The organism is Mesobacillus sp. LC4 (assembly GCF_053543455.1).
The window spans coordinates 927,316-953,705 of record NZ_JBGCUB010000001.1; the positions used below are offsets into that span (position 1 = coordinate 927,316).

Genomic DNA, 26,390 nt, shown 5'->3' on the forward strand with positions numbered 1-26,390 from the left:
ATGATAAGAAAATATCATGTTGTAGGGATTTCTACAAGAATAGTAGTAAATACATTTGGTGATCACAATCCTAATGGAAGAATATATGTGTTGAAGGAAAATGAATCAAAGCTAAAGGAACTTGTACGAAAGAACCCATACAAACCCATCGATCTTGTCCAACCGTTAGCTATTCGTGCTAATGAGGGAGATGTCGTAGAAATCCTTTTTGAAAACCAGCTTCCTTTTTCAGCAGGAATGCACTTTCAAGAAGCTGATTACAATGTTTTGACTTCTGATGGAGCGGATGCTGGCTACAATCCGGATACAACAGCAGAACCAGGCGAGAGCATCGTTTACAGGCTTAATGCAAGTCAAGAAGGAATTCATTTTTTCACAGACCTTGGGAATATTTCGAGCACCGAGCAAGGATCCAGCGTTCAGGGCTTATTTGGAGCGCTGCTTGTCCAGAAAAGGGGATCCTCCTGGACAGATCCTGTTACTGGAGGCCCAATCAACAGTGGTGTCTATGCCGATATACATCATCCATTTCTTCCATCGTTCAGGGAATATGCCTGGTTCTTCAATGACGAAATGGAGATTAAGGACCTGACGGGAAACCGTCCATTGAATCCGATGACAAACCAGGAATCTGAGTCGTTCCATGGTGTGAATCTTCGCTATGAACCTATGACAAACCGGAAAAAATTGATAGATGCGGGAGTTGTATGCCCAGACTGTGATTCAGAAGAGGTCCATCATGACTCGTGGGTGTTTGGTGATCCTGCCACACCGATTCTCAAGGGATATGTCGGAGATCCGGCAGTCATCCGGCTGATCCATGGCGGTGTAAAGGAAACACATGTTTTCCACTACCATGTCCATCAATGGTTTGGTGATTCCAGCAACATTAATGCAGAACTAATCGATGCCCAGTCCATTAGCCCTCAAACACACTATACAATTCAACCGCTTTATGGACTTGGAAGCCTTCATGGTGCCATCGGTGACTCCATCATCCACTGCCATCTGTATCCACATTTTGGCATAGGCATGTGGGGAATTAACAGGGTGTTTGATACTCTGCAGGATGGTAGCCAGTGTTATCCGAATGGTGTGCGTATCCAAGCTTTAAAACCTTTACCAGATCGTCCTGCACCTCCCAAACCAACTCTTGTAAAACCGGGCTTCCCTAATTTTATACCAGGAAAAGTCGGCTACAAAGCACCAAGACCGCCATTGGGTATTGTTGGGGGCAGGGAGATGACTGAACTGGAGCGGAATGCAGCGATTGCAAATCCACGCCCGGGGGCTATTTTTGTTGATCCTTGTATAGATCAAGATCCAGTGGTCGTGGAATTCAATGTCTCGGCAATTGAAATGCCAGTAGTCTACAACAAACAGGGCTGGCATGACCCGAAAGCTAGATTTTATGTGATGGATGAGGACTTGGAGGATATCCTTTCAGGGAAAAAAGAGCCTGAGCCGCTTGTATTCCATGTTCCTGCAGGTACTTGTATACGAATGAATTATACAAATCGAATGCCGCATATTTTAGATGGAGATGCTTTCCAGTTGGTGACGAGGACATATGAAAATGGTTTCCACATTCACTTTGTGAAATTCGATGTCCTCGCCTGCGATGGAGGAAATGTAGGGTGGAATTATGATAGTGCTGTCCTTCCTGGCCAGACGATTCGGTATGAGTGGTACGCCGAAACGGAATTAAAGGCATTTTTCTTCCATGACCATTTATTTGCAAACTCACACCAGCAGCATGGAGTTTTCGGTGCAGGCGTGATCCAGCCGCGTTTCTCGAAATTCCTTGACTCAAGAACAGGTGAAGAGGTTGATCATGGCACACAGATTTCAGTAGAACACCCGTTAATTCCTGATTATCGTGATCAAACCCTTTTTGTCCATGATTTTGCCCTTTTATTTGATAAAAACGGTCTTCCCATCCAGCCGCCAGATTATCCAGGTTCCGAGGATGACCCAGGTGTCTTTGGTGTTAACTATAAGAATGAACCGCTAAAGTTCAGGCTTGGTAAAGATTGTGATCCTGCTTACTCCTTCAGCTCTTATGTTCACGGAGACCCTGTGACACCGATCCTAAGGGCCTATGAAGGTGACCCGATCAGGATCAGACTATTGCAAGGAGCCCATGAAGAATCACACAGCTTCAATATCCATGGGTTAAGATGGAAAGAAGAGCGGCCAGACCTGGGTTCTTCCATGAAAGCACAGCAGCATATCGGGATTTCGGAATCCTTTACATTCGAGACTGAAATACCAGCCTCAGGTGATTATCTTTGGGCATTTGAGGATGAGGAAGATGTATGGCTCGGGACATGGGGGTTAATCCGAGCATACAGCGGTAAAATGGACGATTTAATCGTATTGGCTGACCGTGAAGAGCCGCCAGAAGGGCCAGGCGAAACTCCAAAGCCTACGGGCAAACCGCCTGAGAAAGCAAATCCACTCGCCAGTCTTCCGCCAGGCGCTTATCCAGGTTCACCAGTCAAGAAGTTTGAGGTAGTCGCATTCCAGACATGTATTAAATATAACTCTTATGGTGATCATGACCCATTTGGAATTATTTTTGCATTAAAAGAGGATGTGGAAGACATTCGATCAGGCAAAAAGAACCCTGTGCCATTAATCCTAAGGGCGAATGTCGGTGAACTTATAGAGGTAACCTTGACAAGTGAGCTGAAGAAGGAACTCTTTCCATTTCAAGATGGCATCCACCCGTACCCGCCTGTAAAAGAACAATCCTATTATCCTCCTTCACTAAGGATTTCACTTCATACTAGCTTGCTAAACTATGATGTGAAGACTTCGAGTGGGGATACTGTTGGGTACAATCCTGACCAGACAGTCGGTCCTGGCGAGACAATCACGTATAGATGGTTTGTAGACGGACAGTTTGGAATGTGTTCAATGTGGGATATGGCCGATCTTCGAAATCACCGTTCATTTGGAACATTCGGAGCATTCATTGCTGAATCCAGATTTACGACATATTTGGATCCTCACAGCAGGGCAAAGGTAAATACTGGCGAAAATGTGATCCTTCGTCATCCCTTGCTGCCGGCGACAAGAGAATTTGTCCTCTTATTGCACGATGGTGTAAGGCTGGAAGACAAAGATGGTAAAGTCATCATTGATCCGATTGATGGAATCATACCAGATACCGAGGTGCTTGAAGAAGTTGATACGTATGATTATGGATCAAGGGGATTTAATTATCGAAGTGAGAGGCTGATCAATCGTTACAGGGAACACCCGGTAATGCACGAACTCTTCTCTTCAGAAATTTTCGGGGACCCTGCCACCCCTTTATTTGAAGCTTATCCGGGCGAGCCAGTGGTAATACGAATTACCACACCAGCAGAAAGACGAAGATCCCATACCTTCCACTTGCACGGACATTATTGGAAATTCGATAGTAAGGATCTTGATTCACGAATTCAGTCTTTTTTGGGTCATATGATTACTGGCCATACTGATGATTTGCGTTTGATTGGTGGAGCAGGAGGACTATTCAATTTTCCCGGAGATTACTTGTACCGCTCCGGCAATATCCGCTGGGACATAGAATTGGGAATGTGGGGAATCTTCCGTGTTCATAAGGATTCGAAGGAAAACCTGCCGCGGCTTGAGGAAGTTGAAGGGGAGTGGGACGATGAAAAAGAGGCATAAAATTGAAATTCCGGCCGAAGAGTCTTCAAGCCAGGAAGTATTGGAAAGCAGTTCCTCATCCAGAACCAGTCCTAAAGACGATTTTTGTCTCCCGGACGATTGTCCTGACGTAATCGATACTCCGAGATTCCCTTCACCAACTTCTTGTTTACCGGAAGGAAGGCTGCACGAACTAGAAGAAAAAATTGACGGAGCCAATCGCATGCTTTTGGATCTAGGTCTTTCAAATGAGCAGTCCGAACTCGGGCGCAGGATTTTATTTGATGGCCTGGCAGGGGAAATGGTAGAAATCAAAATCAGATGTTCTGATTCGGATGAGGACCAATTAGGTGATAGTCCAGAATTTATCGAAGAAATAGTAAACAAGAAGTCGACGACAAAAAAACGGCTCAAAAAGAAACGGCTCGCAAAGAAGAATAACTTGAAGCGGAAGCATAGATTAAAAAAGAAAAAGTTGAGTAAGAATTTTCTAGAAGGATTTGTACAATTAGTAGGCAATGATTTTGTTCAGATCCAGAAGAATGGGAAGATGTATCTTATACCCTTCCGAAGGACATGTCTTGTCTTATCTAAAAAGCCCTATCAGCCTCCAAAACCCCAAACTCCACTAGCAGAAATTGACCCGTGTTTTCGAAGGGAACTGACTTACAATTTTGGAGAAACAGTTGCTGGAGATCCCGAATTGGTACAGATATTTTTCAGGATTAAGTTAGCGATGTACCTTATGACGTTTGAAGATCAAAAAGTTACGGTCTATACAAATGCAGGAAAGGAAACAGGACATTTAAAGGGTTGTGAAAACGGCAAGATACATCTAATTAGCCAAAATGATCAGGAAGTTGAAATACCTTTTTCCTCGTGCTGCTATCTGAAAATTATCTAAAAACCTAACGCCTGAGGTCTGCTCAGGCGTTCTCTTCTTGATCCATTTCAAACCAGTTGATTGTATCGAAAGGGATCATCCTGTATTTCTTTTTAGAGGGTTTATGCTTGTATTTATGGACGGCCACCTCCACAAAATCTGTTCCAACAAAGGAAATCCTGCCATGAATCTTTTTGAAATCATTGTCGCAATCCGTCCCAATGATAACATTGCAGCCGATAGATCTTCGCAAGACTGCGGCCATCTTACTCCGCAACCCACCGAGACGAACGCTGAAATGCCTGCTGCATAACTCCCGGTCAGCAAAATTATAGCGACGGTCAAAAATTACAGGTACATAGTCATCTTTATAGCTATGACAATGATGATTCGAATTGGATTCCGGCTGTTGATTTTCCACTGATTCACAGGGAAAGGGAAAGTCAGGGTTTTGGCATTCTAGATGATCGTAATCATCGGATTCGTCAGAATGCTGTTCAAATAATTCACGGCTTCTAGAAAAATAAGCATCAATATCCATCTGTATCCTCCTTTTTGATTTTTACAAACGTAGGTGCTTGTATTCATTTTATTCTTGAAAAATTATTTTGAATGAGCAAGACGCCCTGTTAGGTAACTTGACCATATAAACGATTTTATAATATGGTGTAGGTGTATTTACTTTGGCTATTACCAGGTTCGGTATGAATTAAAGGTTAGATGGGATGGTTGTCATGGATGAATTATTGAAGAAATTGCGATACAAACAGGGTTCCGCCATTTTACTGAACGCTCCGAAAGAATTTCAGTCATTAATTAAAGAGACAGAACATGAAAACGGCAAAATGGAATTTCTGCTCATGTTCGTGAACAACAGTGAGGAAGTAAAAACTTGGTTTCCAAAAGCTCTTTCGGTTCTGAAGGAAGATGCGATCTTCTGGGTTGCCTTCCCTAAGAAGAGCTCAAAAGTGAAAACAGATATTAATCGCGATACATTATACAAGCTTGTTCAAGAACTTTCAGACTATAGAGCAGTCAGCAATGTATCCTTGGACGAAAAGTGGTCAGCACTCCGCTTCAGGCATCAGGACCTTGTCAAATCGAAAAAGTAATGGAATAAAAATATCTTTTAATCTATAAAATGTATGGTAAAATGAAAAAGGCAAAATTACATATTCCGTTGATGCGGAAGAGGTTCTAGCTACCCTCTCAAAAAAACTAAGGGAAAACAGTACTGCTGTCTTAGTGGTGCTGTTTTTTCTGTTGTAAAGGAGTATTTTTAATGAAAAATGAGAAAGCTGTTGTCGTGTTCAGCGGCGGACAGGACAGTACAACGTGCTTGTTTTGGGCCATGAAGGAATTCGGAGAAGTTGAGGCAGTTACTTTCGATTACAACCAGAGGCACAGGAAAGAAATTGAATGTGCAAAAGAAATCGCAAGCGAGCTCGGAATCGAGCATCATGTTCTGGATATGAGTCTGCTTAACCAGCTTGCGCCCAACGCACTTACCCGGAAGGAGATCGAAGTTAAAGATGGGGAAGACGGGAACCTGCCTTCAACCTTTGTGCCGGGGAGAAATTTATTATTCTTATCCTTTGCAGGCGTGCTAGCCAGTCAAGTGAATGCAAAGCACATCATTACAGGAGTATGCGAAACGGATTTCAGCGGCTACCCTGATTGCAGGGATCAATTCATTAAATCGATGAATGTGACTCTTAATCTATCAATGGACCAGAACTTTGTCATCCATACACCGTTGATGTGGCTGAACAAAGCTCAAACCTGGAAGTTGGCTGATGAACTGGAGGCTTTTGAATATATCCGGACAAGAACATTGACTTGCTATAACGGAATCATTGCAGATGGATGCGGGATTTGCCCTGCCTGTCAGTTGCGGAAAAAGGGTCTTGACGAGTATCTTGAAGGCATTGTTACTTGATGTATAGATTCAGGGTTGTTGGGCAGCAAAAATATTAGTTAAAGATATTAATAGACGGAGGTAAGATTATGAGGATTTTTTTATATTTAATTTCAATTATTACTGCGAATGTGATAACAGCAGCGCTTGCACCACTTCAGTTTGGGATGTTCATTGTACCGATGGGGACATTATTGATCGGAGCCACCTTCATCTTCCGTGATCTTGTCCAGAATAAGTACGGCCGTTCCAAAACGTATATGTTCATCGCTTTAGCATTAGTTCTGTCAGCTACCGTTTCTTATATTCTCGGAGATACAATGTGGATCGTTTTTGCTTCGGCATTGAGCTTTGCTGTGGCTGAGACGACAGATACGGAGATTTACACAAGGCTTAAGCTTCCAATGAGCTGGAGAATATTCTACAGCGGCTTGGTCGGCGGACTGCTTGATTCCATCATCTTCGTCATCATTGGTCTAAGCCCTATTGGAGCAAACTTCCTTCCGTGGGAAGCAGTGCCCGCAGCGATTTTAGGCCAGGTTATCGTCAAAACCATCATTCAGGGGATTGGCGCCATGCTCCTTAACCCTATCAGTAACATTTTCAATCAAAAAGCAATGTCAAATTAGAACAAAAGGTGCTCGATCTATTGATCGAGCACCTTTTGTTGGATTGGGACGAATTTGGCTGGAGTAATATTATCCACGTCTCTTTCGAGGTCCCGTGGCTTTATTTTAGGAACAGATATGCTGAATTTTGCTGTTTGGCTTTCCATATTAGTGATTATTTCATTCTTAATCACAATAACAAGGATGAAAATAATCAGCAGCAAGCCTAGGGAACTGAATGCTACCCATGGAGCAGTCTTCAGAGTCCAGAAATTTTGTCCTGTAAGGCCCGCAAGTTCATTGGTTATGCTTTTTGGATAAAAGGTATTATATATCTTTTCCTCATGACGTCCACCGAGAAAAAGCTGGAATAGAGCTAATCCCATTAAAATCTGTAATGTTTGCAAAACCTGTTGCACAAATAATAAAACCAAATGTGGTTTCAAATGAGGCAGGATTTGTACCTTTAAAATATGAACTTTACTTGCACCTAACAATGCTGAACTTGTCACATATGATTTCGTGCTGATTTCCTTAACTAAATCTGATGTGAAGAAAAATACAGATGGAAAGCCGAGAAGGAATAATACAATCAACTGGTATTCGATTTTGACGATAACGGGTATTTCGTTAAAAGTAAATATGACAGCATCCATCAAAATCACAGCGAGCAACAGCAACGGAATATATTGAAACGGCAGGAAAAATGCCTGGACAAATGGTTTACTGACAGGTGCCCATGTTTCCGTCATTATTCCCATTGCTGCACCAACGGCTACTCTTGCTAAAGAAACAATGAATACGGCCGCGATGGTATATTTTAACCCATCCAGGATCAACAGCAAATTATCCCGCCCATCGCGGTCAGTACCCAGTATATATTCTTTACTAGGAGGATAAGGCGGATTTTCCAGGACGTTTCCGTTTTTATCATAAAGTTGGCCAAGCATCGAACGATAATCTTCCGGACCGATAAAATTGTATAAAATACTGGTGATTAATAAGATCAGTAAGATCCCAAGGCTGATTTTCGTTCTTCGATAGGTTTGTAATTTCATATCTGAAATTCTCCTCTTTTCCTGATCACAGTCTCTTTAATGACTAGTTTTAAAAGAAACTCGAACATGATTACCGGGAGAATTAAAAAGCTGATTCCATAAATTAGCGGCAATACATGTTCACCCCTGAAAACCTGATAAAGAATCTGGTTTGAAAGAGTTGTTTCATAATGGTACATATGCTCAACTAAAATCAGGTTTGAGAGTAGCATATATAGAATGACCCGGAATTTGAGAGATAAAATAGGCAGGATATTCCGCAGGATGTAAACGAAATATAAATAAATCCTGGATAATCCTTTGGAATATCCTAAATGAACGTAATGGGCCTGTTCTTCCTCTTCCATACATTTGATTAGATATAAGGCATAAAGGATTGCAGGCAAAAAAGATGTAACGATGACAGGAAATGCTACGGGCTGAAAAGATCCAAAGCCATACATAGGAAAAATCTTATAGTTAAATTCCTTCAACAAATAGATATTCAGCATATTTATGATGAATATAAACAGAAGATCAGGAAGCCCTTCGAAATAATCCAAAAATTGATGAAATCTTTTCCTTAACTTAATAGGCGATAGAATCACCAGGAACCCGATTATACTACCCAGTATGATAATTGTAGCCAGTGATATGCCAAGAACTTGATAGGAATTCAAAAATCCATCCAATACATTTGGGTTTTGGGAATATTCAATTACACTTTTAAAACTGAAATCTAGTAATTGATTGAGGAAAGTTTGCAGTCGCTCCTGGAATCCATCAATCGAGAGTGCTAAATGTTCGCCATTCTTTCTATTAAAGTTAAATAACGCTGTAAAAGAAAGTAGAGACCCAACACCAAGCAAGAAAGTTCCGATCAACGCTAAACTATAAAGTACTTTAGTTAAGGCTTTCTTTAGAATCCTAAATCCATTTTTCATAGTTAGTCTCCTTTCAGACTTAATTAATTTCTCTCCTGTGGTAAAAAAATCCTTTTTTTGCAAGGGAACAATTTGAGCAAATCTCCTATATAGCACCAGATTGAGAGTGCTGGAAAATATAGCACAGTATTATGAGAGTAATTTCTCTAAGGTCCAGTTTCTGTTTAAATTCTGTTAACAAACTTCGTTAATTTTCGTTAAATGAGCATTTATAAGCGGAGAATTTACGTTTATAGTTTACTGAAAATAATTATGAAGCAGAAATAAGCGGAGATATTTTGGTTAACAACTATAAAAAAGCCAAATTCAATGATTTGGATGGAATAAACGGAAAAACGACCCTTATTTGTAAGAAAATAAGAGTCGTTTATAACTTAATGGGAATTTTTCCGTTCATTTTACACATTATAACTTCAATTTTTTTAAAAGTATTCTTTCAATTGTTTTCCAAGGCAGGAAATTCTTTAACTGGATCATGTTCTTGACACCTTTTCCTATAGGGAATCTCAGGGTTGGTGTACTTTCGTCTGAAGCAATCCTCGCTGCAAGTTTGGCAACATCGTACGGATTTCCATAAGAATCTTGGCCGGAAGTTAGTATTTTCATGATCGAGTCCTTCATTAAATCATATGGTGACTCATTGGATAATGATACATTTCCGATACTTTGCCATATATTTGTTTTGTATGAACCAGGTTCAATAAGGACTACATCAATTCCAAAGGGTTTTAGCTCAAGTCTTAAGCTTTCACTGTATCCTTCAAGGGCATGTTTCGAAGCAACGTATGCAGACAATCCAGGAAATCCAAATCTTCCGCTGATGCTGCTCATATTTATGATTTTACCTGACCTTTGATTTCGCATAGCAGGGAGGACTGCCTGTGTGACGGCAATAACCCCAAAGAAGTTCGTTTCAAATTGTTTTCGATATTCATCCACTGTAAGTTCCTCGGAAAATCCGCCTTGAGCATATCCCGCATTATTAACCAGCAAATCTACAGAACCGAGTGATAGCACGTACTCTTTAAATTTCTCGACCGATGGTTGCAATGTTACATCCAATTGAATAACTTTAATTTTCTCTGTCACTTTTTCAGCTTCAGCCAGTTTCAGCAAGTGCCCTTTTTTATTGAGGTTACGCATTGTTGCAATCACCTGGAAACCTGATTTAGCCAATTCGATGGCAATCAATTCACCAAAGCCGCTAGAGGAGCCTGTAACAATTGCTGTTTTCACAATTTTTCACCTTCTTATGTCTCTTTTTGTCCAATATTACAGGTGAAAGGACAATTTGAATAGGAATTAATGTATCTTTCCAGCAATCATGGAAAAAATCTAATATTGTGGATTTTCCTAAAAAGGAGCAATGCATATGACGAAGTTAGACACATTTAAGCTCTTGAATCTTATTGAAAATGTATATCCGCTTGTAACATTGAAAAGTGATACGGTACAGAGGTGGATGGCCAGCTGTGAATTGATGGATTATAGCTTGGTATTCAAGAAACTGGCTTTGCATATCAGGGAGAACCCTTATCCTCCTTCCTTGGAGGACATCCTAGTTAACTCAGGGGCTAATGGCAGCTATTTTGATTGGTTGGATGAATATTCAATCAGGACTGAAAATGGGGCCGCCTGAGTGAAGGATAATTTATTCATGAAATTTCGGTGTTTAATTTTGAATTTCATGTGGTACTTTTTCAGGTGAAAAGTGATTTTTTTTCGAAAAGGGGGTTATCAATTTTTAAAAAGACTCTGCCTAAGCATCTAATTTTTAACGAGTAAATGGCTGAATAAAAAAATATTAACAAATATTATTACCTGGTCACAAAATGAAAACGTTGTTAAATCAAGGTTTCAAAGACGAAAAATATAGAAACATGACATTTATCATATGTCATATATGACACCTGCTACTGCACAGAAACCTTTCCCTTATTTATAATTTGGTTAACTAACAAATCCGAAAGGGGAATTTATATCAAGATGGCAACTCACAATGCAAAAGAACTTAGAAAACAGGTCGCCCCTTATGAAAGCTCAAACATTAAAGATAGTACCATTCAAATAATTAATACGGTCATTCCATTTCTGGTTTTATGGTTTCTCGCCTATCAAACCCTTGAAATTTCCTATTTATTAACACTTGGAATCGCAGTTTTCGCAGCTGGTTTCATGATCAGGATTTTCATCATCTTTCATGACTGCACGCACCATTCATTCTTCAAAAACCGTACAGCAAACAAAGTGGTTGGTACGCTCACAGGAGTATTAACATTGTTCCCTTATAGCCAGTGGGGACATGAACATTCTGTCCACCACGCAACAAGCAGCAACTTGGACAAGCGGGGTACAGGGGACATCTGGGTCCTGACTGTTAACGAATACATGGCTGCCCCGATGTGGATGAAACTCGCGTACAGACTATACCGTAACCCGTTTGTGATGTTTGTGCTCGGGCCGATTTATATCGTTTTGATCACTAATCGTTTCAATCGTAAAGGTGCCAGGATGAAGGAACGTCTGAACACCTATCTAACGAATGTGTTGATCTTTGGAATTTCTGCTCTTTTGATATGGGCAATTGGCTGGAAGGCATTCATAATGGTTGAAGGTCCAATCTTCTTCATTGCAGGTATGTTTGGCATTTGGCTATTCTATGTACAGCATACATTCGAAGATTCATATTTCGAAGAGGATAAGGATTGGGAATACGTGAGAGCTGCGGTAGAAGGAAGCTCTTATTATCAACTGCCAAAAGTGCTTCAGTGGATTACTGGTAACATCGGCTACCATCACGTGCACCATTTAAGCCCTAGGGTTCCAAACTATAAGCTTGAAGAGGTCCACAAGAATACAAAGCCTCTGCAAAATGTGCCGACGATCACACTTTCTACAAGCTTGACATCCTTGAAATTTCGTTTGTGGGATGAAAAGAATAAGCAGTTTATCAGCTTCAAGGAAATGAAAGCCTATAAGCACAACAGCAAATTAACTGCACAGACTAAGCCTGAACTATAACAACCACTCCCCTTAATCCGAGTATGACTGATACTGGAATAAGGGGAGTCATTTTTTTAAGCTGGCAGATTTTACATATGTTAAAATAAGAGCAGATACTTATAAATAGGCTATTTTCCATTCACTATTGCTTGAATATTTGCTTGTTACCCCATTAACAAGAGGTCGGAACCTTTTATGGGTGATAGATTACGGAAGAAGCAACTGAGTTTTCGAAAATAGCCGTAAAAAAGAGGTTTGATATGATCAAAAAGTTTTTTAATTCGCTTAGAATTACCGGAATTTCTCCATACATATGGACGATTCTGGGAATATTGCCTTTTTACTTCCTTTGGCAGCTGCCAACGACAGTAGGGAAAGTTGTCGGAATCATTCTGACACTTTTGTTCTTTCTCGTATACTGGCTAGCCTTTGTTTCGAAGGGCTGGACGGTTTATCTATGGACTTGTATTTTAATAGGTATTTCAATAGCGTCTACGAGTTTGTTCAGTTACATATATTTCGCTTTTTTTATCGCTTATTTCATTGGGAACATTAAGGACCGGATTCCTTTCCTGGTTCTGTATTTCATCCATCTAGTTGGGACTTCGATTGTGATCAATTTTGAGATTGTCTTGCAAGAGGATTTTTTCATCAGACAGCTTCCAATCATCGTGATTGTATGGATTGGTGTCATCCTTCTGCCGTTCAGTATCCATAACAAAAATGAACGAGGAGAGCTTGAGGAGAAGCTTGAGGATGCCAACAAACGGATCTCGGAGTTGGTTAAACTGGAAGAGCGTCAAAGGATAGCCCGAGATTTGCACGATACACTAGGCCAAAAGCTGTCTTTGATCGGACTGAAGAGTGATTTAGCCAGGAAGCTGATCAATAAAGATCCTGAACTGGCAAAAGAAGAATTGAAAGATGTCCAGCAGACTGCCAGGACGGCTTTGAATGAAGTAAGGAAAATGGTTGCTGAAATGAGAGGGATCCGTGTTCGTGATGAACTGGTTCATGTAAGACAGATGCTAAAAGCTGCTGAAATCGAGTTTATCGGCAATGAAGAAGAATTCAATCTCAATAATGTTTCTTTGCTGTCTGAAAACATCCTGAGTATGTGTTTAAAAGAGGCCGTGACGAATATAGTTAAGCATAGTAAGGCATCAACGTGCAGCATATCAATCAAGCAAAGTGAACAGGAATTGTTTGCTCAAGTAAGCGACAATGGCGTGGGAAATATTGCCGACGAAGACCTATATAAAGGGAGCGGTCTTCAGGGAATGCGCGAGAGACTGGAATTCGTGAATGGCACACTCGAAATTCTTTCTGAAAATGGAACCACTCTATTAATCAAGATTCCAAAAGTATTGAAACAAACGGGCAGGGAGGACCTGATATGATAAAAATTGTCATTGCGGAAGACCAGCGCATGCTTCTGGGGGCATTAGGCTCCCTGTTGAGTCTTGAGGATGATATGGAAGTTGTGGGGAAGGCGAGCAACGGAGAGGAAGCTGTTGCTCTTGCAAAAGAGCTTAAACCGGATATTTGTGTCATGGATATTGAAATGCCTGGGAAAACAGGTCTGGAAGCAGCGGAAGAATTGAAAGGCTTGGGATGCAAGGTGATCATTTTGACGACTTTTGCGCGTTCTGGTTATTTTCAGCGAGCATTGAAAGCTGGTGTGAGCGGGTATTTATTAAAGGATAGTCCATCTGAAGAGCTTGCAAGTTCGATTCGCAGCGTGATGGGGGGAAGACGCATTTATGCACCAGAGCTAATGGACGATGTATATAGCGAAGAAAATCCGCTGACTGATAGGGAAATGGAAGTGCTTGAGCTCGTTGCCGATGGGAAGAATACGAAAGAAATCGCAGGAGAATTGAGTATTACGACAGGTACAGTCCGAAATTATATTTCGACAATCCTAGATAAGCTCCAAGTGACCAACAGGATTGAAGCAATCACTCAATCCAAGGAAAAAGGATGGTTTAAATAATAAGAAGAGCCTGATATCAGGCTCTTCTTATTTGTAGAATACCTTATCAATATTATACTTGGCCTTAAGTACATTAATGGCATAGGTTTCATAAATTTCTCTGTCTATCGGATCGACCACTGTAATGACAGCAATCTTATTCACTTCATGACGGTGGTTTTTGATAGGAGATACATTATCCTCAAAATGTTTTTTTACGCGTGGTCTAAGTTTCCGGGCTTTCCCTACGAACATCAATTCGTCGTCGGCGTTGAAAAACAAGATGATTCCGCCTTTATCCCTAGGAATACGATGGTAATCTGTAAACCCATATTCGCTGCTAATGACCGCTTCTACCTTTTCTCCTAATTGCTTGCTTCGTGTAATGACTACATCTGGTGCTGGCAATTCAATTTTAATCACTTTTAATCACTTCCTATTCTTCAATTAGTAAATCGTACCACAGGCAAATATGAAAATCCACATAATAATATTATTTTACCCAATCAGAAAGAGACTGACGCATAATGTGCTGGACGGACGGACGGACGGACGGTCGAACGATAGCTTTATGAAGAGGAATCCGTCCGCATAAGGATACAATACCGACCGAACGATAGCCTTATGAAGAGGAATCCGTCCGCATAAGGGTACGATACCGACCGAACGATAGCCTTATAAAGAGGAATCCGTCCACATAGGTGTACGATAACGAAAATTCTTTAGGAATGATAAAGAGACTTCTTTAAGTACCTGAATCAATCCAGGCTTGATATTTTCCTTCAATAAAAGCAATAATGATAAGGGATGGTCGGTATAATTCGGCCTTATAAAGAAAGCAGGGATTAAATTTGAATCAATTTAGATCACTAGGTATCTCAGAACTACTTGCAGACACGCTTAACCAGCAGGGAATTTCCAACCCAACACCCATCCAGGAAAAAGCAATACCATTGTTGCTCGATGGCAAGGATGTTATTGCACAATCCCAGACAGGTACAGGAAAAACCTTTGCTTTTGTGCTGCCAATACTGGAGAAAATAGATATTAACAAATCCTATATACAGGCCTTGATTGTAACTCCTACTAGAGAGCTTGCATTACAGATCACACATGAAATCAAAAAACTGATTGAGGGAACAGAAGGAATAAATGTTCTTGCTGTATATGGAGGGCAGGATGTTGAATCACAGCTTAAAAAGCTTAAGAAGAACATTCATATTGTCATCGGTACTCCCGGCAGATTGCTCGACCATATTCGCAGGGAAACGGTTGATTTCTCCAATGCAAGTTTCCTTGTCTTGGATGAGGCTGACCAAATGCTTCACATCGGTTTCCTGAATGAGGTCGAAGAAATCATCAAGCAGACACCAAAAACAAGGCAAACCTTACTTTTTTCAGCGACTATGCCGGATGAAATCAAAAGGTTAGCAAAAAAACATATGTACAAACCAGAATATATCCAGGTCGAGAAAAACCAGGCCCCGCTTGAAAATATCAAACAAATTGCCATCAGTACAACTGACAGGGCAAAACAGAATGACCTAATCGAATCTCTTAGATTGTATCAGCCATTTTTAGGCGTTATTTTTTGCAGAACGAAAAGAAGGGTTAGCAAGTTGAATGACGCTCTGAAAGCGAACCATTTTAATTGCGACGAGCTTCATGGTGACCTTTCACAGGCAAAAAGGGAACAGGTGATGAAAAAGTTCCGTGAAGCTAAGATTCAGTATCTGATCGCAACAGATGTTGCGGCAAGGGGACTTGATGTTGAAGGTGTAACGCATGTATTTAATTATGACATCCCTCTGGATACTGAGAGCTATATCCACCGAATCGGGCGAACTGGGAGGGCAGGAAGTGAAGGACTCGCTTTAACATTTTATTCGCCAAAAGATAGGCCCTTGTTGGACCAAATAGAAACAGAGCTCAACTTAAGAATTGAAAAGAAAAACATGGGGAATGCCAAGAGAAGTGATTCCCAAGCGGATGAAGTTAGTGCCCGAAAAAAAAGTAAACAGAGATCGGGTGATTATAAGGGAAAGAATACTCGATCAAGAAGACGGGATGATAATAAACCTGAAAGGGATCATCGGGGTGAAAAAATAAGTAAAGATCCAGGTTCGAGAAGAAGGGCGGAAGATCGACGCGAAGCTCGATACGATGGTCCAAGCAGAAGAGAGAGGGAGCAGTCCTCATCAAGGCGTGAACTTAGAAACCATCCTGAAGGACAGCAATCCAGCCCTTCTCGTTCAGGTGGAAGAAGAATGAGTGATGATAAAGCAAGGAGAAGTAGTGGTGAAAGGCCTACCCGGGAAAGACAGGGCAGAGAGCGACAGAACTCCAGCACTCCAGGAGGCCGAACAGCAAGAAGAGGCGGATCAAGCAGCCGCAGAAGCAGGTAGCAGAAATAAAAACAGACCGCAGCTCATTTTATCTGCGGTCTGTTTTTATACAGTTTTCTTACCGAGTTTAGAACTTTTCTGTTTAATGTTGCTTATTTGGAAGCTTGTCACTCGGGTTTTCTTTTCCCTGACGTTTTCTATTCTGTTCGTCTTTCCTTTGTTTATCATGAAGTTTCTGAACAAATTCGTTGGTACTCTCCATTCGTAATACCTCCTGTTATAAATGATTCGTCGTTACTTTTTCCATTACTGAATCAAATCATTCATGTAAATAAACACCGATAGGGTAAAATAGGAGTTATAAATTCCCATGTAAGGAGAGACAGGTGTGGAAATAAAAGATGTTTTCGGAAATTTGCCGGTGCTTGAAACGGAGCGTCTGGTCTTAAGGAAAATAAGATATGAGGATATTGATGATATACATACATATGCCTCCAACCCTGAAGTATCGAAATATGTATTCTGGGGAGCACATGAAACAAGAGAGGCGACGGAAGACTATTTAAAGATGATTTTAACTCTTTATGCAGAGGGGAAAATTGCTCCATGGGGCATTCACTATAAAGAGGATAACAAGCTGATTGGTACAGTAGACTTTGTTTCCTGGCAGACTCAGCATAAGACTGCGGAACTTGGTTATGCTCTGTCCAAGGACTATTGGGGAAGAGGAATTGCTACTGAGGCAGCTAAAGAATTGATCAGGTTTGGAATGCAAGAAATGGGTCTCGTCAGGATCCAGGCAAAAAGCCTTGTAGCCAATGTAGGTTCTGAGCGTGTAATGGAAAAGGCTGGAATGACTTTTGAAGGTATCTTAAGGAAGTTCATTTATGTTAAAGGCGCCCATTATGACGTGAAAATGTACGCAATCATAAAAGAAGAAGTTTAAAAATGAGCGCCGTTTAGTTAACTGTTGTCATCATGTTTGTTAAAGATATACACTCTTGCGTTTTCGGCTCTATTAAATTTAGGGCCTGAAAACCCTCTCTTTAATAACTCCTTCCTCATGAACATCATGATTCCTCCGTGCCCAACAATCAGAATGTCTTCACCGTGAGCCAATGCTTGATCCAGAACCCTGTTGATTCTCTTGATAACTTCTTGTTTACTTTCCTTTTGTGATTTATGTCCCAGTAACCAGGCAATCCGAATGAATGTGACATGAAGCCAGAGAGGAAGACGAATTTCAGTATGAATGACAGGATAAAGTGTCATCTCCCGCAAGTCCTCCAAAAAAATGATCTCTCCTTCAAACGCTTTGAATGCTGTTAACTTAGCTCTTTCCAAATCACTTGAGTAACATTTAACCCACTTTTCATCCTGATGATGTATTTCAACTTCCTCGACTTGGGATTGATTATACTCCTTTTGCCAATTTAGAAGCTCCTGAGAAGTGACAAGCTTATTTGGATAGCCTAATGTCACTTTAAAATGCCGTAATAATCCAACTTTCATATTCATCATCCTAACCAATGGAGTATCCTACTTTAATTCACCAAATAGCTATAAAATACCTTTAAAAAAATTTGTGTTAGTTCTAGCGAAATTGAGGAACTTTAAAAGCAGGAGGTGTCTACATTGCCAAGAGGAAAAGAACTCGAACAGCTGCCCATGGCTAACACTTTGCCAGGAATGGGGGAGGACCCCAGTAAGTTTGACCGTGAAATACTAACAGGAATCACAAACGATGTACGTCCAATGCCTGCAAAAATAAAGGAAGATCATCAAGGTAATAAATAACGTGAACTTGAAGGTTTTTTGCCTTCAAGTTTTTTCGTTTTAAAGAAACCGGGTTGATAATAAATTAAAAGCATACTATTATTGAGTGTGAAACGTAAACGTTTACGTAAAGGGTTTGATTGGAAATGAGTTATACAATTAAAGATGTAGCAAAACATGCAAATGTCTCGATTGCTACTGTATCAAGGGTCCTGAATGGACAGAGCGGCTATTCAAAAGCAACTGAAGAAAAAGTCCTTCAAGCGATCAAAGAGCTTGAGTATCAGCCAAACGCAATCGCCCGCGGATTAATCAGTAAAAAATCCAACACTGTTGGGATTTTATTTCCTGAAGTGTCGAGTCAGTTTTCTTCAAAGATCTTGCGGGGCGTGGAAGAAGCAGCTCACCGTCTAGGTTCGAGCGTAATTGTCTGCAATACGGCATCACATGGACACAGGACCATGAAATATTTACAGCTTTTGTCCGAAAAAAGGGTAGACGGGATCCTGTTTGTCAGTGAAAGGATCACGGAGGAGTATTACAAAACTCTTGACTCGATGAAAATACCAGTTGTCCTTATCTCGACTGAATCCTATCAATATTCTTTGCCTTTCGTGAAGGTCGATGACAAGCACGCAGCCTTCACCGCTACTGATTATTTAGTGAAAATGGGGCATTGTAAAATTGGGATGTTGAGCGGAAACAAAGATGATCTCATAGCCGGCCAACCGAGAATAGATGGCTATAAGCAAGCGTTGGCACAAAGTGGACTTCCGGTAAACGAGAAAAGGATCATTCATTCACAAGGTTTTTCGTTTAAAGATGGTTTTACAGGTCTGCCAAAACTCCTTGAGCAGTCCCCCGATTTGACCGCGATTTTCGCTGCCAGCGATGCCTTGGCCCTGGGCGCAATATCTGCTGCATATAAACTTGGTGTTAAAATACCGGATCAACTTTCTATTATCGGCTATGATAACCTGCCGATCGCTGAAATGGCGATACCGCCCCTTACTAGCGTAGCTCAGCCTCTGGAAGAAATGGGTATGGTTGCCGCAGAGATGCTTTTTTCGATGATGGATCAGGGCAGAAAAAGGGTTGAAAGCCGAATCATGCCTCACTCTGTGATTGAGCGGGAAAGCGTAACTAAAGTAAAACCTATGTAATACGTAAACGTTTACTGTGCTGAAATCGCGTATGGATTGTTGCATTATTAAGTCATCCATCTATTATTTGGAATGAAATTCTGACTGCGATAATTTTACAGAGATAGCCTTTATAAAACAAATTATTTGGGAGTGGTTTTAATGAAAAAGCATTGGTGGAAGGAATCAGTCATTTATCAGATTTACCCTAGAAGCTTTATGGATTCCAATGGAGACGGCATAGGAGATATCCCTGGCATTATATCGAAACTTGACTATCTAAAAGAATTGGGAGTAGATGTTATCTGGCTTTCACCAGTATATCAATCTCCTAATGATGACAATGGATATGATATCAGTGACTATCGAGAAATCATGGATGATTTCGGAACGATGGCAGACTGGGAGCTTTTATTACAAGAGATGCATGACAGAGGAATGAAGCTGATCATGGACCTGGTTGTCAACCATAGCTCGGATGAACACCAATGGTTTGTAGAGTCCAGAAAGTCTAAAGATAATCCATATCGGGACTATTATATTTGGAGACCTGGGAAAGATGGAAAGGAACCAAATAACTGGCAATCTACATTTAGTGGATCTGCCTGGCAGTACGATGAAAATACAGATGAGTATTTCTTGCATATCTTTAGTAAAAAACAACCTGATTTGAACTGGGAAAACCCAAAACTTCGTCGTGAAGTTTACGATATGATGAAATTCTGGCTGGACAAAGGCATTGATGGATTCAGGATGGATGTCATCAATTTCATTTCAAAAGTAGATGGCCTTCCTGATGCGCCAAATCCTGATGGGAAAAACTACGTTTCTGGCAGCAAATACTTTATGAATGGACCGAAAATACATGACTTCCTTCAGGAAATGCATAGAGAAGCTCTTGCTGATTATAACGTGATGACTGTAGGTGAAATGCCTGGAGTGAATGTTGAGCAGGGAAAGCTGTACACTGATGAATCCAGAAATGAAGTGAATATGGTTTTCCAATTCGAGCATGTGGACCTGGATTCTGGCCCAGGGGGAAAATGGGACCTGAAGCCGCTGAAGCTAACGGATCTAAAGAATAATTTTACAAAATGGCAAACCGGTCTTGAGGATATTGGTTGGAACAGCCTTTATCTGAACAATCACGATCAGCCGCGTATGGTTTCGAGATTCGGTAATGATCAGCACTACCGGGTAGAGTCAGCCAAAATGCTGGCTACATTCCTCCATATGTTAAAAGGAACACCATATATTTATCAGGGCGAAGAAATCGGGATGACAAATGTCCGTTTCGATTCCATTGATGAATACAAGGATATTGAGACACTGAATATGTATGACGAAAAAGTGAAACAAAATGGGGAAGATCCTAAAAAGGTAATGGAGTCCATCTATGTAAAAGGACGGGACAATGCCCGTACACCTTTCCAATGGGATGAAAGCGAACACGGAGGATTTACGACAGGCACCCCATGGATCCAGGTAAATCCAAACTATAAAGAAATCAATGCGAATCAGGCAGTCGCTGATGAAAAGTCCATCTACCACTATTATCGGAAGCTAATCCAGCTTAGAAAAGAGCAACCGGTAATTGTCCATGGCAGATACGACATCCTGGTTCCTGATGATGAGAAGATCTATGTGTATACAAGAACGTTCGAGTCTCAAAAGCTACTTGTTCTTTTGAATTTCAGTGATGAAGAGCAGGCCTTCGGAGTTCCTTTGGAATTACAAGGAAAGAAAAGTGAGATTCTGATTTCGAATTACGAAGCAAGCGAAGGATATGGTGCTGAAGTTTCATTAAGGCCGTACGAAGCAATTGTATACCTGATTGAGGATTAAACAACGAAAAAAGGCTGCGAATGCAGCCTTTTTTATATAAATTTAATTTAATTCTTATTTTTTTACTTCCCATTTCTTTACTAAATCAAGGAAGTTTAGACGATATTTTCTCATGATGGTATAAATGAGATAGTAAACGAACATACCGAAAAGTATGATATTGATGATCATACCCATGAAAAAGACAGCCCCTAAATGGATTCCGGCGTCTAAACCATGAGACGGCATACCCGCTGCAGAAGGGAAGATCCCATAAGGAAACAGGGTTTCACCAACAACTACATTCAAATAAAATAAGAATGGGAAAAGCCAGATGAGTGCGACACCACTAATGAAACCAGCTACCGGATTTCCTTTAAAGAGCTTTGCACTTACAGTCGAAAGTACTGGCCCCATGCCGAAGGATGGGATAAAGTGGATTAAAAATCCAAGAGTAAATCCTAAAGACACATTATGTGCATTCTCTTTGATTCTCAATAATTTTATAAGAAGGAATTTTAACCTGCGCAAATTTTTATTGATCATAATTCACCAACCCCAAATTAGTATACAATTTGATGAATCATTTGAATAGCCTTTTTGACATATTTATTCCAAAGTGATGGATTCTACGATTTTGGTTAGGAATTTTTTGCTTACCTCTATTCAGAAGAAGAAAAAATGATATAGTTAAACTATATTTTCGGCTATTCTTTAATAAAATAAACATGATTATGTGGTGGCTGGGGTAAAAATAGGCATAGGCAAAATAAGAAAAAGTTTTCGGAGAGTGATGACAACTAATGCGGTTTACAAAAATGATACCCAATATGTTTACACTTGGGAATCTGTATTGTGGTTTTCTATCAATCGGATTTGCGGCTAATGGCCAATTTAATAATGCAGCCATATTAATTTTGATCGGTATGATGCTGGACAGTATGGACGGAAGACTGGCAAGGATGTTGAAAGCAGACAGCCAGCTCGGGAAGGAGCTTGATTCCCTTGCGGATATTGTTACCTTCGGTGTAGCACCTTCTTTTCTCGTTTATTATACATACTTTTATCAATTTGGATTGTGGGGCTTGATGGTAGCGGGGCTTTTCCCGTTATTTGGCGCTTATCGCCTGGCAAGGTTCAATATCAGTACAGATAAATCATCGCTTAATTACTTTATTGGCGTACCTATAACAGCAGCGGGCGGAATCATGGCCATCCTCACATTATTTGGAGACTTGATTCCCAACATCGTCACTACGGTTGTTTTTACGGCGCTCAGCTTCCTGATGGTTAGCAGGATCAGGATTCCAAGCTTTAAAGAAGTGCCACTTCCGAAGTATGGAACAATCGTGACAATATTTCTTGGTTCATTGCTGTTTGTGATCTGGAAAGGCACATACAGCCAGTTCCCGTACTTGATTTATATTGCCACACCGTTGTATGTAGCGTATTTGGCCTATCGTTTTGTGAAGGGAAAAAATAAAAATAATATTGATTAGCATATAAAAAAGCCTTTGCTGTCATAGCAAAGGCTTTTTACATAAGGAGTTATTAATCTCTGGAAGAGTCGTTAAATGAACGAGATACATCTTCTTTCAAATCTCCGGCTGTTTCTTTTAGTTTTCCTTTACCTTTATCAAGGCGGCCTTCAGCTTCCATTGATTCATTGTCGGTAAGCTTCCCGAATTGCTTTTTAGCTTCACCTTTAACCTGGTCAAATGCGCCTTTTGTTTGTTTGTCATTCATGATTTATGGCCTCCTTTAATTGAATATATTTTTATATACCCTGAATCAATCAACACAAACTCTGAAGGTATAGGGTTTGATATGACTGTCATCAATTATAAGATGGTCAAAACAAGCTTAGGAAGATATTTTTTACTTTAAGAGGCAATTTAATTTGCTTTTTAAAGTAATATAAATTACTATTCAAAGTAAGGAGGTGGAAAGAAGTGGATAATATTAGACTGAATGTTGCGTTACTTAGAAAAAAAGTCCCAAATCTGACCTCAGCAGCTAAGTCTGTTGGATTGAGACCGGCTACTGTTTCAAATTTATCTACAGGTAAAATACCGGTCGGCAGGGCAGAAGTGCGGACAATTGTCGCTCTCGCAGAACTTGCTGGCTGCAGTTTGGATGAGTTGATTTTAAGAGGGGAGAATGTGGAAATGATTCAAACAGGCATTAAAACCTTGGACTTGTTTGCACCAATTTCTAAAGGAGGAACTGTTGGGCTCGTTGCCCGTCCTGGAATGGGGCAATTAGTGGTACTGGCCGAAATGTTACATCGTTTGAAAAGAGAAGGATTTGTGACTGTTCTAATTAAACCGAAAGGGGATTATCCAGAGCTTGAGGATGTTCTCCAAGACGTCGATTTTGTCACAAAAAATATCGAAGAGACAGAGAAAATCATGCAAATAGAAGGTGTGGATAAGGATTATGCTCTTACAGCCGATCGTTCGTATGTCATTTCAGGGGAGATGTTCTCTTTGCAGGAATCCTTCGATAACAAAGGAGTCAGCAGTGTAACGACTTTCTTGATAGACTTAAAGGGTGAGGCTGTCGATGAAGACCTCCCTTATGGCCCGCTAGATACTTTGTGGCAATTTGATGCTGATCTTGCCGCGCGCCATAAATACCCAGCTATCAATCCAATCTACTCCACATCCTCCATCTTAGAGGGGTCCTATTTAGATCCTGTTCACCATAGTATTCAACAAAGAGCGCAAAAGCTTTTACGCAGGTATAGAGAGTTGCGGGCAATCGTCAATGTCCATGGACTCGAACGACTTCCAGCCTCCGAGTCGCAAATCTATCAACAGGGGGAAAAGTTGGAGGCCTATCTGACTCAGCCTTTCTATGTAGCTGAAGCATTCACTGGGAAAAAGGGTGAGGATGTAAAGCTCCAGGACACATTATCGGATGTTAAAAAAATTCTTGATAATCCTTCAAGTATAGCGAATGCAGAGGAACTTAATTTTATAGGAAATATAAAGTAACACATTGGCCCAGCGTCGATGAGGCACTTTGTTCTATTCTTTGTCGTTAAAAACCTCAAAAAGTCAGGTGCAACTAAAACCTGACTTCTTGGGGTGAAGCGATATTTCATAATTAGTAACGACCCACCTGGAGCTGTTTGTAAACTTCTTCGCGCACTTCCTGCAGGGTGTCGCGATGGAGCAGCTTAGTTGTACTTATTCGTAAATAGGTTTGTTCATCAATTGTGCCTTCTTGCTGCAATTTATCAAGATGAGGCAAACGAAAATTGCCAATAGGCAGGTAGGCAAGGAACAATTTCTCGCCATTTTGTTTTAATGAGATTTTAATCCCTTTCAGAAGAGGGAAGAAATAAGATGAATAATCTTGTTCAATAATCAAGTCTTCCTTCAATGCATCCCTGATATAAGGTAAAGTAGTGGGCAGGGAAATAAAGTAGACCATTTGATCATAGGAATAATGAAGGTCTGAAACCCTGAACCCATAATGATTGGTAACTCGTTTGGAATAATACTTCTGCGAAAGGATGTACATTGGCCTACTAGTCAAAGCGGAAGCCAGGAAAAAGAAAAGGGCAGCGAGAATCAATGCCAGTTCAATCAATGCTAACGAACTCCTTAAAAGAAATTACAGTATTTTTGCCTGCGTTTTTAGCTTTGTAAAGGGCCTGGTCGGCAGCTTCTATTAACTCATTTTTACTGTTTATGTTCATATGATCTGTACAAGCTGTTCCGACACTTACAGTTAAAGTGCCATTTGGCTGTGTTTTTTCACCGGGGAAGCTTGTCTTTTCAACATTTAACCGAATTGTTTCGGCTGCTATTTCTGCTTGTTCCAGATTGGTACCAGGCAGAAGAACAACAAATTCTTCTCCGCCAAAACGGAAGGAATAATCTCCTGGTCTTAAAGACTCCACGATAACTCTCGCCAACTTCATTAATACTTCATTTCCAAGCAGATGGCCATTTTTATCATTGAACACCTTAAAGAAGTCAATATCAAATATGATAAGCGAAAGGGGAGCAGCTCTGCTTCCTTCAAAAGGAAAGTGTTCATTAAGAATGTTCTGGAATGCCCGTTGGTTTAGAAGGCCTGTCAAACCATCCCGTAAAGCCATTTCCTCAATTTGCTCATAGAGATTGGCGTGATCAAGTGCAATCGCCGCCTGGTTAGCCAAAGGTAGGATATTCTCTGTATCCATCAATGTAATGGGTTTTTTATTTACAATATTATCAATGAGCAGGATTCCAATATTCTTTCCTTGGTTAATTAGCGGAATAACCGCAAACTCCTCGGTTTGGAACAACTCAAAAATTAAGATTTGTGAAGAATCATCTTTCTCGATGCCTTTGACAATGACTGGTTTTTGGCTTGATAATGCTAATCCAAAGACATTATGTTCATCAATCGGGATTTCCAATGAACGCAAAAGAGCATTCAATTCCGGATCGGTGAAATTGCTGTCAAAATTATGTTCGATTAATTCGCTGAGTTTAAGCCTGTTTTCAGAAATCTTTTCCCAAACTTCATAACCTCTCTTCACATCCATTGGGCCTACGCCCACTATCCCTTTTAGCGACTTTGACTCATTGGAAGCAAGGAAAATCATTGCTCTGTTAAAACCTAGTCCATGACCAGCGGTAACTGATGTCAAGATTACCTTCAAAAGCAAATCCTGCTGCAGAGTGCGCTGCATTGTTGTACTTACTTCACGAAAGACTTGTAGATGTTTTGATTGTTCCATAAGCATGTTCAGCCAGCGATGGTGATTTTTTTTCTTATTCAGTAAATATTGTGATAAATAGCCTGCACAAGATCCAATCAGCAAATATACAGGCAGAAGTGCCAAATTGGTCCCTTCTGTCTGTAAATAAACAAGAAATAGGCTGAAAATGGCTGCAACAATACCACCAATTAATTTAAAGGAATACCCAGCTGTAATGATAAACAACAGAATACTCCAATGTAAATGATTGCTTCCATAGAAAAATATAGAAAGCTCGACAAGGATCAATGATGCAACAGAGAAGATCAATTGATTCAGAAAAGCGCTTACATGAAATCTGATTAAATTTGCTGTCAGGGATAACCCAACAGCAGCAATGATTAATAAAATGATAGCCTCCAGCTTGCTCACTCCTAATTTGAATCCTACATCTATTTTACTATTTTTCTCAAAAATTGATAGGCAGTTTTTATTAGTATTGAGACTAAATAGTGTTGCTTTTTATTACACAAAAAGGAAAATCAAAAACACCCCTAAATAAAATCGGGC

27 protein-coding genes and 1 riboswitch are annotated in these 26,390 nt (G+C 40.4%); of the genes, 16 read left to right on the forward strand and 11 right to left on the reverse strand.

Annotated features, from left to right (window positions below):
- On the forward strand, nt 1-3,684 hold the full coding sequence (locus AB5I83_RS04835) for a multicopper oxidase domain-containing protein (RefSeq protein WP_448973237.1): 3,684 nt from the start codon (nt 1-3) through the stop codon (nt 3,682-3,684).
- Nucleotides 3,668-4,567 (forward strand): hypothetical protein, encoded by a 900-nt coding sequence (locus AB5I83_RS04840; protein ID WP_448973239.1) that lies wholly within the window; start codon nt 3,668-3,670, stop codon nt 4,565-4,567. Before AB5I83_RS04835 ends, AB5I83_RS04840 begins: the two co-directional genes overlap by 17 nt.
- 22 nt (nt 4,568-4,589) lie before the next feature.
- Here the strand turns inward: AB5I83_RS04840 and AB5I83_RS04845 are convergent, their stop codons facing one another.
- Entirely contained in the window at nt 4,590-5,087 is a 498-nt protein-coding gene (locus AB5I83_RS04845) for a hypothetical protein (RefSeq protein ID WP_448973241.1), read from the reverse strand.
- Nucleotides 5,088-5,280: 193 nt separating this feature from the next.
- On the opposite strand from AB5I83_RS04845, the gene AB5I83_RS04850 reads away from it, so the two are divergent.
- The 3 genes from AB5I83_RS04850 (at nt 5,281) to AB5I83_RS04860 (ending at nt 7,093) form a co-directional block, all read left to right on the forward strand.
- Nucleotides 5,281-5,658, forward strand: coding sequence for a hypothetical protein (locus AB5I83_RS04850; protein WP_448973243.1), 378 nt, complete (start codon nt 5,281-5,283; stop codon nt 5,656-5,658).
- 73 nt (nt 5,659-5,731) lie between these two features.
- Nucleotides 5,732-5,774, forward strand: a riboswitch (PreQ1 riboswitch).
- A gap of 54 nt (nt 5,775-5,828) precedes the next feature.
- Nucleotides 5,829-6,485 carry a 7-cyano-7-deazaguanine synthase QueC gene (queC, locus tag AB5I83_RS04855; RefSeq protein WP_448973244.1) on the forward strand — a complete coding sequence of 219 codons (657 nt, stop codon included), beginning with the start codon at nt 5,829-5,831 and terminating at the stop codon, nt 6,483-6,485.
- A 68-nt stretch (nt 6,486-6,553) separates the two neighbouring features.
- A complete protein-coding gene (locus AB5I83_RS04860) occupies nt 6,554-7,093 on the forward strand; it encodes a VUT family protein (protein ID WP_448973246.1) in 540 nt (179 codons plus the stop codon).
- A gap of 17 nt (nt 7,094-7,110) precedes the next feature.
- Here the strand turns inward: AB5I83_RS04860 and AB5I83_RS04865 are convergent, their stop codons facing one another.
- The 3 genes from AB5I83_RS04865 to AB5I83_RS04875 all read right to left on the reverse strand — a co-directional run bounded on the left by AB5I83_RS04865 (nt 7,111) and on the right by AB5I83_RS04875 (nt 10,289).
- On the reverse strand, nt 7,111-8,130 hold the full coding sequence (locus AB5I83_RS04865; RefSeq protein WP_448973248.1) for a hypothetical protein: 1,020 nt from the start codon (nt 8,128-8,130) through the stop codon (nt 7,111-7,113).
- Nucleotides 8,127-9,053: an ABC transporter permease subunit gene (locus AB5I83_RS04870; RefSeq protein ID WP_448973250.1), complete on the reverse strand. Its 927-nt coding sequence runs from the start codon at nt 9,051-9,053 to the stop codon at nt 8,127-8,129. Before AB5I83_RS04870 ends, AB5I83_RS04865 begins: the two co-directional genes overlap by 4 nt.
- A 405-nt stretch (nt 9,054-9,458) precedes the next feature.
- Nucleotides 9,459-10,289 (reverse strand): SDR family oxidoreductase, encoded by an 831-nt coding sequence (locus tag AB5I83_RS04875; RefSeq protein ID WP_448973251.1) that lies wholly within the window; start codon nt 10,287-10,289, stop codon nt 9,459-9,461.
- Nucleotides 10,290-10,425: 136 nt separating this feature from the next.
- On the opposite strand from AB5I83_RS04875, the gene AB5I83_RS04880 reads away from it, so the two are divergent.
- From AB5I83_RS04880 to AB5I83_RS04895, 4 genes are all read left to right on the forward strand, one after another.
- Nucleotides 10,426-10,692 carry a hypothetical protein gene (locus AB5I83_RS04880; protein ID WP_448973253.1) on the forward strand — a complete coding sequence of 89 codons (267 nt, stop codon included), beginning with the start codon at nt 10,426-10,428 and terminating at the stop codon, nt 10,690-10,692.
- Nucleotides 10,693-11,039: 347 nt separating this feature from the next.
- Nucleotides 11,040-12,074, forward strand: a complete 1,035-nt coding sequence (locus AB5I83_RS04885) for a fatty acid desaturase (protein ID WP_448973255.1) — start codon at nt 11,040-11,042, stop codon at nt 12,072-12,074.
- Between the two features lie 242 nt (nt 12,075-12,316).
- On the forward strand, nt 12,317-13,456 hold the full coding sequence (locus AB5I83_RS04890) for a histidine kinase (RefSeq protein WP_448973257.1): 1,140 nt from the start codon (nt 12,317-12,319) through the stop codon (nt 13,454-13,456).
- Nucleotides 13,453-14,052, forward strand: a complete 600-nt coding sequence (locus AB5I83_RS04895) for a response regulator (RefSeq protein ID WP_448973259.1) — start codon at nt 13,453-13,455, stop codon at nt 14,050-14,052. The genes AB5I83_RS04890 and AB5I83_RS04895 overlap by 4 nt, the downstream gene beginning before the upstream one ends.
- 27 nt (nt 14,053-14,079) lie before the next feature.
- On the opposite strand, the gene AB5I83_RS04900 is transcribed toward AB5I83_RS04895, so the two are convergent.
- The gene (locus AB5I83_RS04900) at nt 14,080-14,454 is read right to left on the reverse strand and encodes a nucleotide excision repair endonuclease (RefSeq protein WP_167832660.1); all 375 of its coding nucleotides are present in this window, start codon (nt 14,452-14,454) and stop codon (nt 14,080-14,082) included.
- A 428-nt stretch (nt 14,455-14,882) separates the two neighbouring features.
- On the opposite strand from AB5I83_RS04900, the gene AB5I83_RS04905 reads away from it, so the two are divergent.
- Nucleotides 14,883-16,436, forward strand: a complete 1,554-nt coding sequence (locus tag AB5I83_RS04905) for a DEAD/DEAH box helicase (protein WP_448973262.1) — start codon at nt 14,883-14,885, stop codon at nt 16,434-16,436.
- An 82-nt stretch (nt 16,437-16,518) separates the two neighbouring features.
- Here AB5I83_RS04905 and AB5I83_RS04910 read toward each other — a convergent pair whose 3' ends face one another.
- Nucleotides 16,519-16,638 carry a DUF4023 domain-containing protein gene (locus AB5I83_RS04910; RefSeq protein ID WP_167830912.1) on the reverse strand — a complete coding sequence of 40 codons (120 nt, stop codon included), beginning with the start codon at nt 16,636-16,638 and terminating at the stop codon, nt 16,519-16,521.
- Nucleotides 16,639-16,764: 126 nt separating this feature from the next.
- Here AB5I83_RS04910 and AB5I83_RS04915 point away from each other — a divergent pair, with 126 nt between their 5' ends.
- The gene (locus AB5I83_RS04915) at nt 16,765-17,322 is read left to right on the forward strand and encodes a GNAT family N-acetyltransferase (RefSeq protein ID WP_448973264.1); all 558 of its coding nucleotides are present in this window, start codon (nt 16,765-16,767) and stop codon (nt 17,320-17,322) included.
- Nucleotides 17,323-17,339: 17 nt separating this feature from the next.
- On the opposite strand, the gene AB5I83_RS04920 is transcribed toward AB5I83_RS04915, so the two are convergent.
- Nucleotides 17,340-17,888: a histidine phosphatase family protein gene (locus tag AB5I83_RS04920; protein ID WP_448973266.1), complete on the reverse strand. Its 549-nt coding sequence runs from the start codon at nt 17,886-17,888 to the stop codon at nt 17,340-17,342.
- Between the two features lie 123 nt (nt 17,889-18,011).
- Between AB5I83_RS04920 and AB5I83_RS04925 the strand changes: the two genes are divergently transcribed.
- From AB5I83_RS04925 to AB5I83_RS04935, 3 genes are all read left to right on the forward strand, one after another.
- The gene (locus tag AB5I83_RS04925; protein ID WP_448973268.1) at nt 18,012-18,173 is read left to right on the forward strand and encodes a hypothetical protein; all 162 of its coding nucleotides are present in this window, start codon (nt 18,012-18,014) and stop codon (nt 18,171-18,173) included.
- A gap of 125 nt (nt 18,174-18,298) precedes the next feature.
- A complete protein-coding gene (locus tag AB5I83_RS04930) occupies nt 18,299-19,315 on the forward strand; it encodes a LacI family DNA-binding transcriptional regulator (protein ID WP_448973270.1) in 1,017 nt (338 codons plus the stop codon).
- 141 nt (nt 19,316-19,456) lie between these two features.
- Nucleotides 19,457-21,139, forward strand: a complete 1,683-nt coding sequence (locus tag AB5I83_RS04935) for a glycoside hydrolase family 13 protein (RefSeq protein WP_448973272.1) — start codon at nt 19,457-19,459, stop codon at nt 21,137-21,139.
- A gap of 54 nt (nt 21,140-21,193) precedes the next feature.
- Here the strand turns inward: AB5I83_RS04935 and AB5I83_RS04940 are convergent, their stop codons facing one another.
- Nucleotides 21,194-21,664 carry a DUF2062 domain-containing protein gene (locus AB5I83_RS04940; protein ID WP_448973274.1) on the reverse strand — a complete coding sequence of 157 codons (471 nt, stop codon included), beginning with the start codon at nt 21,662-21,664 and terminating at the stop codon, nt 21,194-21,196.
- A gap of 257 nt (nt 21,665-21,921) precedes the next feature.
- Here AB5I83_RS04940 and pssA point away from each other — a divergent pair, with 257 nt between their 5' ends.
- Complete coding sequence (gene pssA, locus AB5I83_RS04945; RefSeq protein ID WP_102262929.1) at nt 21,922-22,617, forward strand: CDP-diacylglycerol--serine O-phosphatidyltransferase; 696 nt, start codon at nt 21,922-21,924, stop codon at nt 22,615-22,617.
- 52 nt (nt 22,618-22,669) lie between these two features.
- Here the strand turns inward: pssA and AB5I83_RS04950 are convergent, their stop codons facing one another.
- The gene (locus AB5I83_RS04950; RefSeq protein ID WP_226641853.1) at nt 22,670-22,864 is read right to left on the reverse strand and encodes a CsbD family protein; all 195 of its coding nucleotides are present in this window, start codon (nt 22,862-22,864) and stop codon (nt 22,670-22,672) included.
- Between the two features lie 206 nt (nt 22,865-23,070).
- Here AB5I83_RS04950 and AB5I83_RS04955 point away from each other — a divergent pair, with 206 nt between their 5' ends.
- Complete coding sequence (locus AB5I83_RS04955; protein WP_448973277.1) at nt 23,071-24,117, forward strand: ATP synthase beta subunit C-terminal domain-containing protein; 1,047 nt, start codon at nt 23,071-23,073, stop codon at nt 24,115-24,117.
- Between the two features lie 112 nt (nt 24,118-24,229).
- On the opposite strand, the gene AB5I83_RS04960 is transcribed toward AB5I83_RS04955, so the two are convergent.
- Together AB5I83_RS04960 and AB5I83_RS04965 are read right to left on the reverse strand one after the other, a co-directional pair.
- On the reverse strand, nt 24,230-24,718 hold the full coding sequence (locus AB5I83_RS04960) for a hypothetical protein (RefSeq protein ID WP_448973279.1): 489 nt from the start codon (nt 24,716-24,718) through the stop codon (nt 24,230-24,232).
- Complete coding sequence (locus AB5I83_RS04965) at nt 24,711-26,252, reverse strand: GGDEF domain-containing protein (RefSeq protein WP_448973281.1); 1,542 nt, start codon at nt 26,250-26,252, stop codon at nt 24,711-24,713. The genes AB5I83_RS04960 and AB5I83_RS04965 overlap by 8 nt, the downstream gene beginning before the upstream one ends.
- Nucleotides 26,253-26,390: the final 138 nt, after the last annotated feature.

Bases quoted from the DNA above. Each gene is read 5' to 3' on its own strand.
- AB5I83_RS04940 (WP_448973274.1), bottom strand. From the start codon at position 21,664: ATGATCAATAAAAATTTGCGCAGGTTAAAATTCCTTCTTATAAAATTA.
- AB5I83_RS04920 (WP_448973266.1), bottom strand. From the start codon at position 17,888: ATGAAAGTTGGATTATTACGGCATTTTAAAGTGACATTAGGCTATCCA.
- AB5I83_RS04835 (WP_448973237.1), top strand. From the start codon at position 1: ATGATAAGAAAATATCATGTTGTAGGGATTTCTACAAGAATAGTAGTA.
- AB5I83_RS04865 (WP_448973248.1), bottom strand. From the start codon at position 8,130: ATGAAATTACAAACCTATCGAAGAACGAAAATCAGCCTTGGGATCTTA.
- queC (WP_448973244.1), top strand. From the start codon at position 5,829: ATGAAAAATGAGAAAGCTGTTGTCGTGTTCAGCGGCGGACAGGACAGT.
- AB5I83_RS04870 (WP_448973250.1), bottom strand. From the start codon at position 9,053: ATGAAAAATGGATTTAGGATTCTAAAGAAAGCCTTAACTAAAGTACTT.
- AB5I83_RS04885 (WP_448973255.1), top strand. From the start codon at position 11,040: ATGGCAACTCACAATGCAAAAGAACTTAGAAAACAGGTCGCCCCTTAT.
- AB5I83_RS04910 (WP_167830912.1), bottom strand. From the start codon at position 16,638: ATGGAGAGTACCAACGAATTTGTTCAGAAACTTCATGATAAACAAAGG.
- AB5I83_RS04845 (WP_448973241.1), bottom strand. From the start codon at position 5,087: ATGGATATTGATGCTTATTTTTCTAGAAGCCGTGAATTATTTGAACAG.
- AB5I83_RS04860 (WP_448973246.1), top strand. From the start codon at position 6,554: ATGAGGATTTTTTTATATTTAATTTCAATTATTACTGCGAATGTGATA.
- AB5I83_RS04895 (WP_448973259.1), top strand. From the start codon at position 13,453: ATGATAAAAATTGTCATTGCGGAAGACCAGCGCATGCTTCTGGGGGCA.
- AB5I83_RS04890 (WP_448973257.1), top strand. From the start codon at position 12,317: ATGATCAAAAAGTTTTTTAATTCGCTTAGAATTACCGGAATTTCTCCA.
- pssA (WP_102262929.1), top strand. From the start codon at position 21,922: ATGCGGTTTACAAAAATGATACCCAATATGTTTACACTTGGGAATCTG.
- AB5I83_RS04935 (WP_448973272.1), top strand. From the start codon at position 19,457: ATGAAAAAGCATTGGTGGAAGGAATCAGTCATTTATCAGATTTACCCT.
- AB5I83_RS04850 (WP_448973243.1), top strand. From the start codon at position 5,281: ATGGATGAATTATTGAAGAAATTGCGATACAAACAGGGTTCCGCCATT.
- AB5I83_RS04930 (WP_448973270.1), top strand. From the start codon at position 18,299: ATGAGTTATACAATTAAAGATGTAGCAAAACATGCAAATGTCTCGATT.
- AB5I83_RS04880 (WP_448973253.1), top strand. From the start codon at position 10,426: ATGACGAAGTTAGACACATTTAAGCTCTTGAATCTTATTGAAAATGTA.
- AB5I83_RS04950 (WP_226641853.1), bottom strand. From the start codon at position 22,864: ATGAATGACAAACAAACAAAAGGCGCATTTGACCAGGTTAAAGGTGAA.
- AB5I83_RS04840 (WP_448973239.1), top strand. From the start codon at position 3,668: ATGAAAAAGAGGCATAAAATTGAAATTCCGGCCGAAGAGTCTTCAAGC.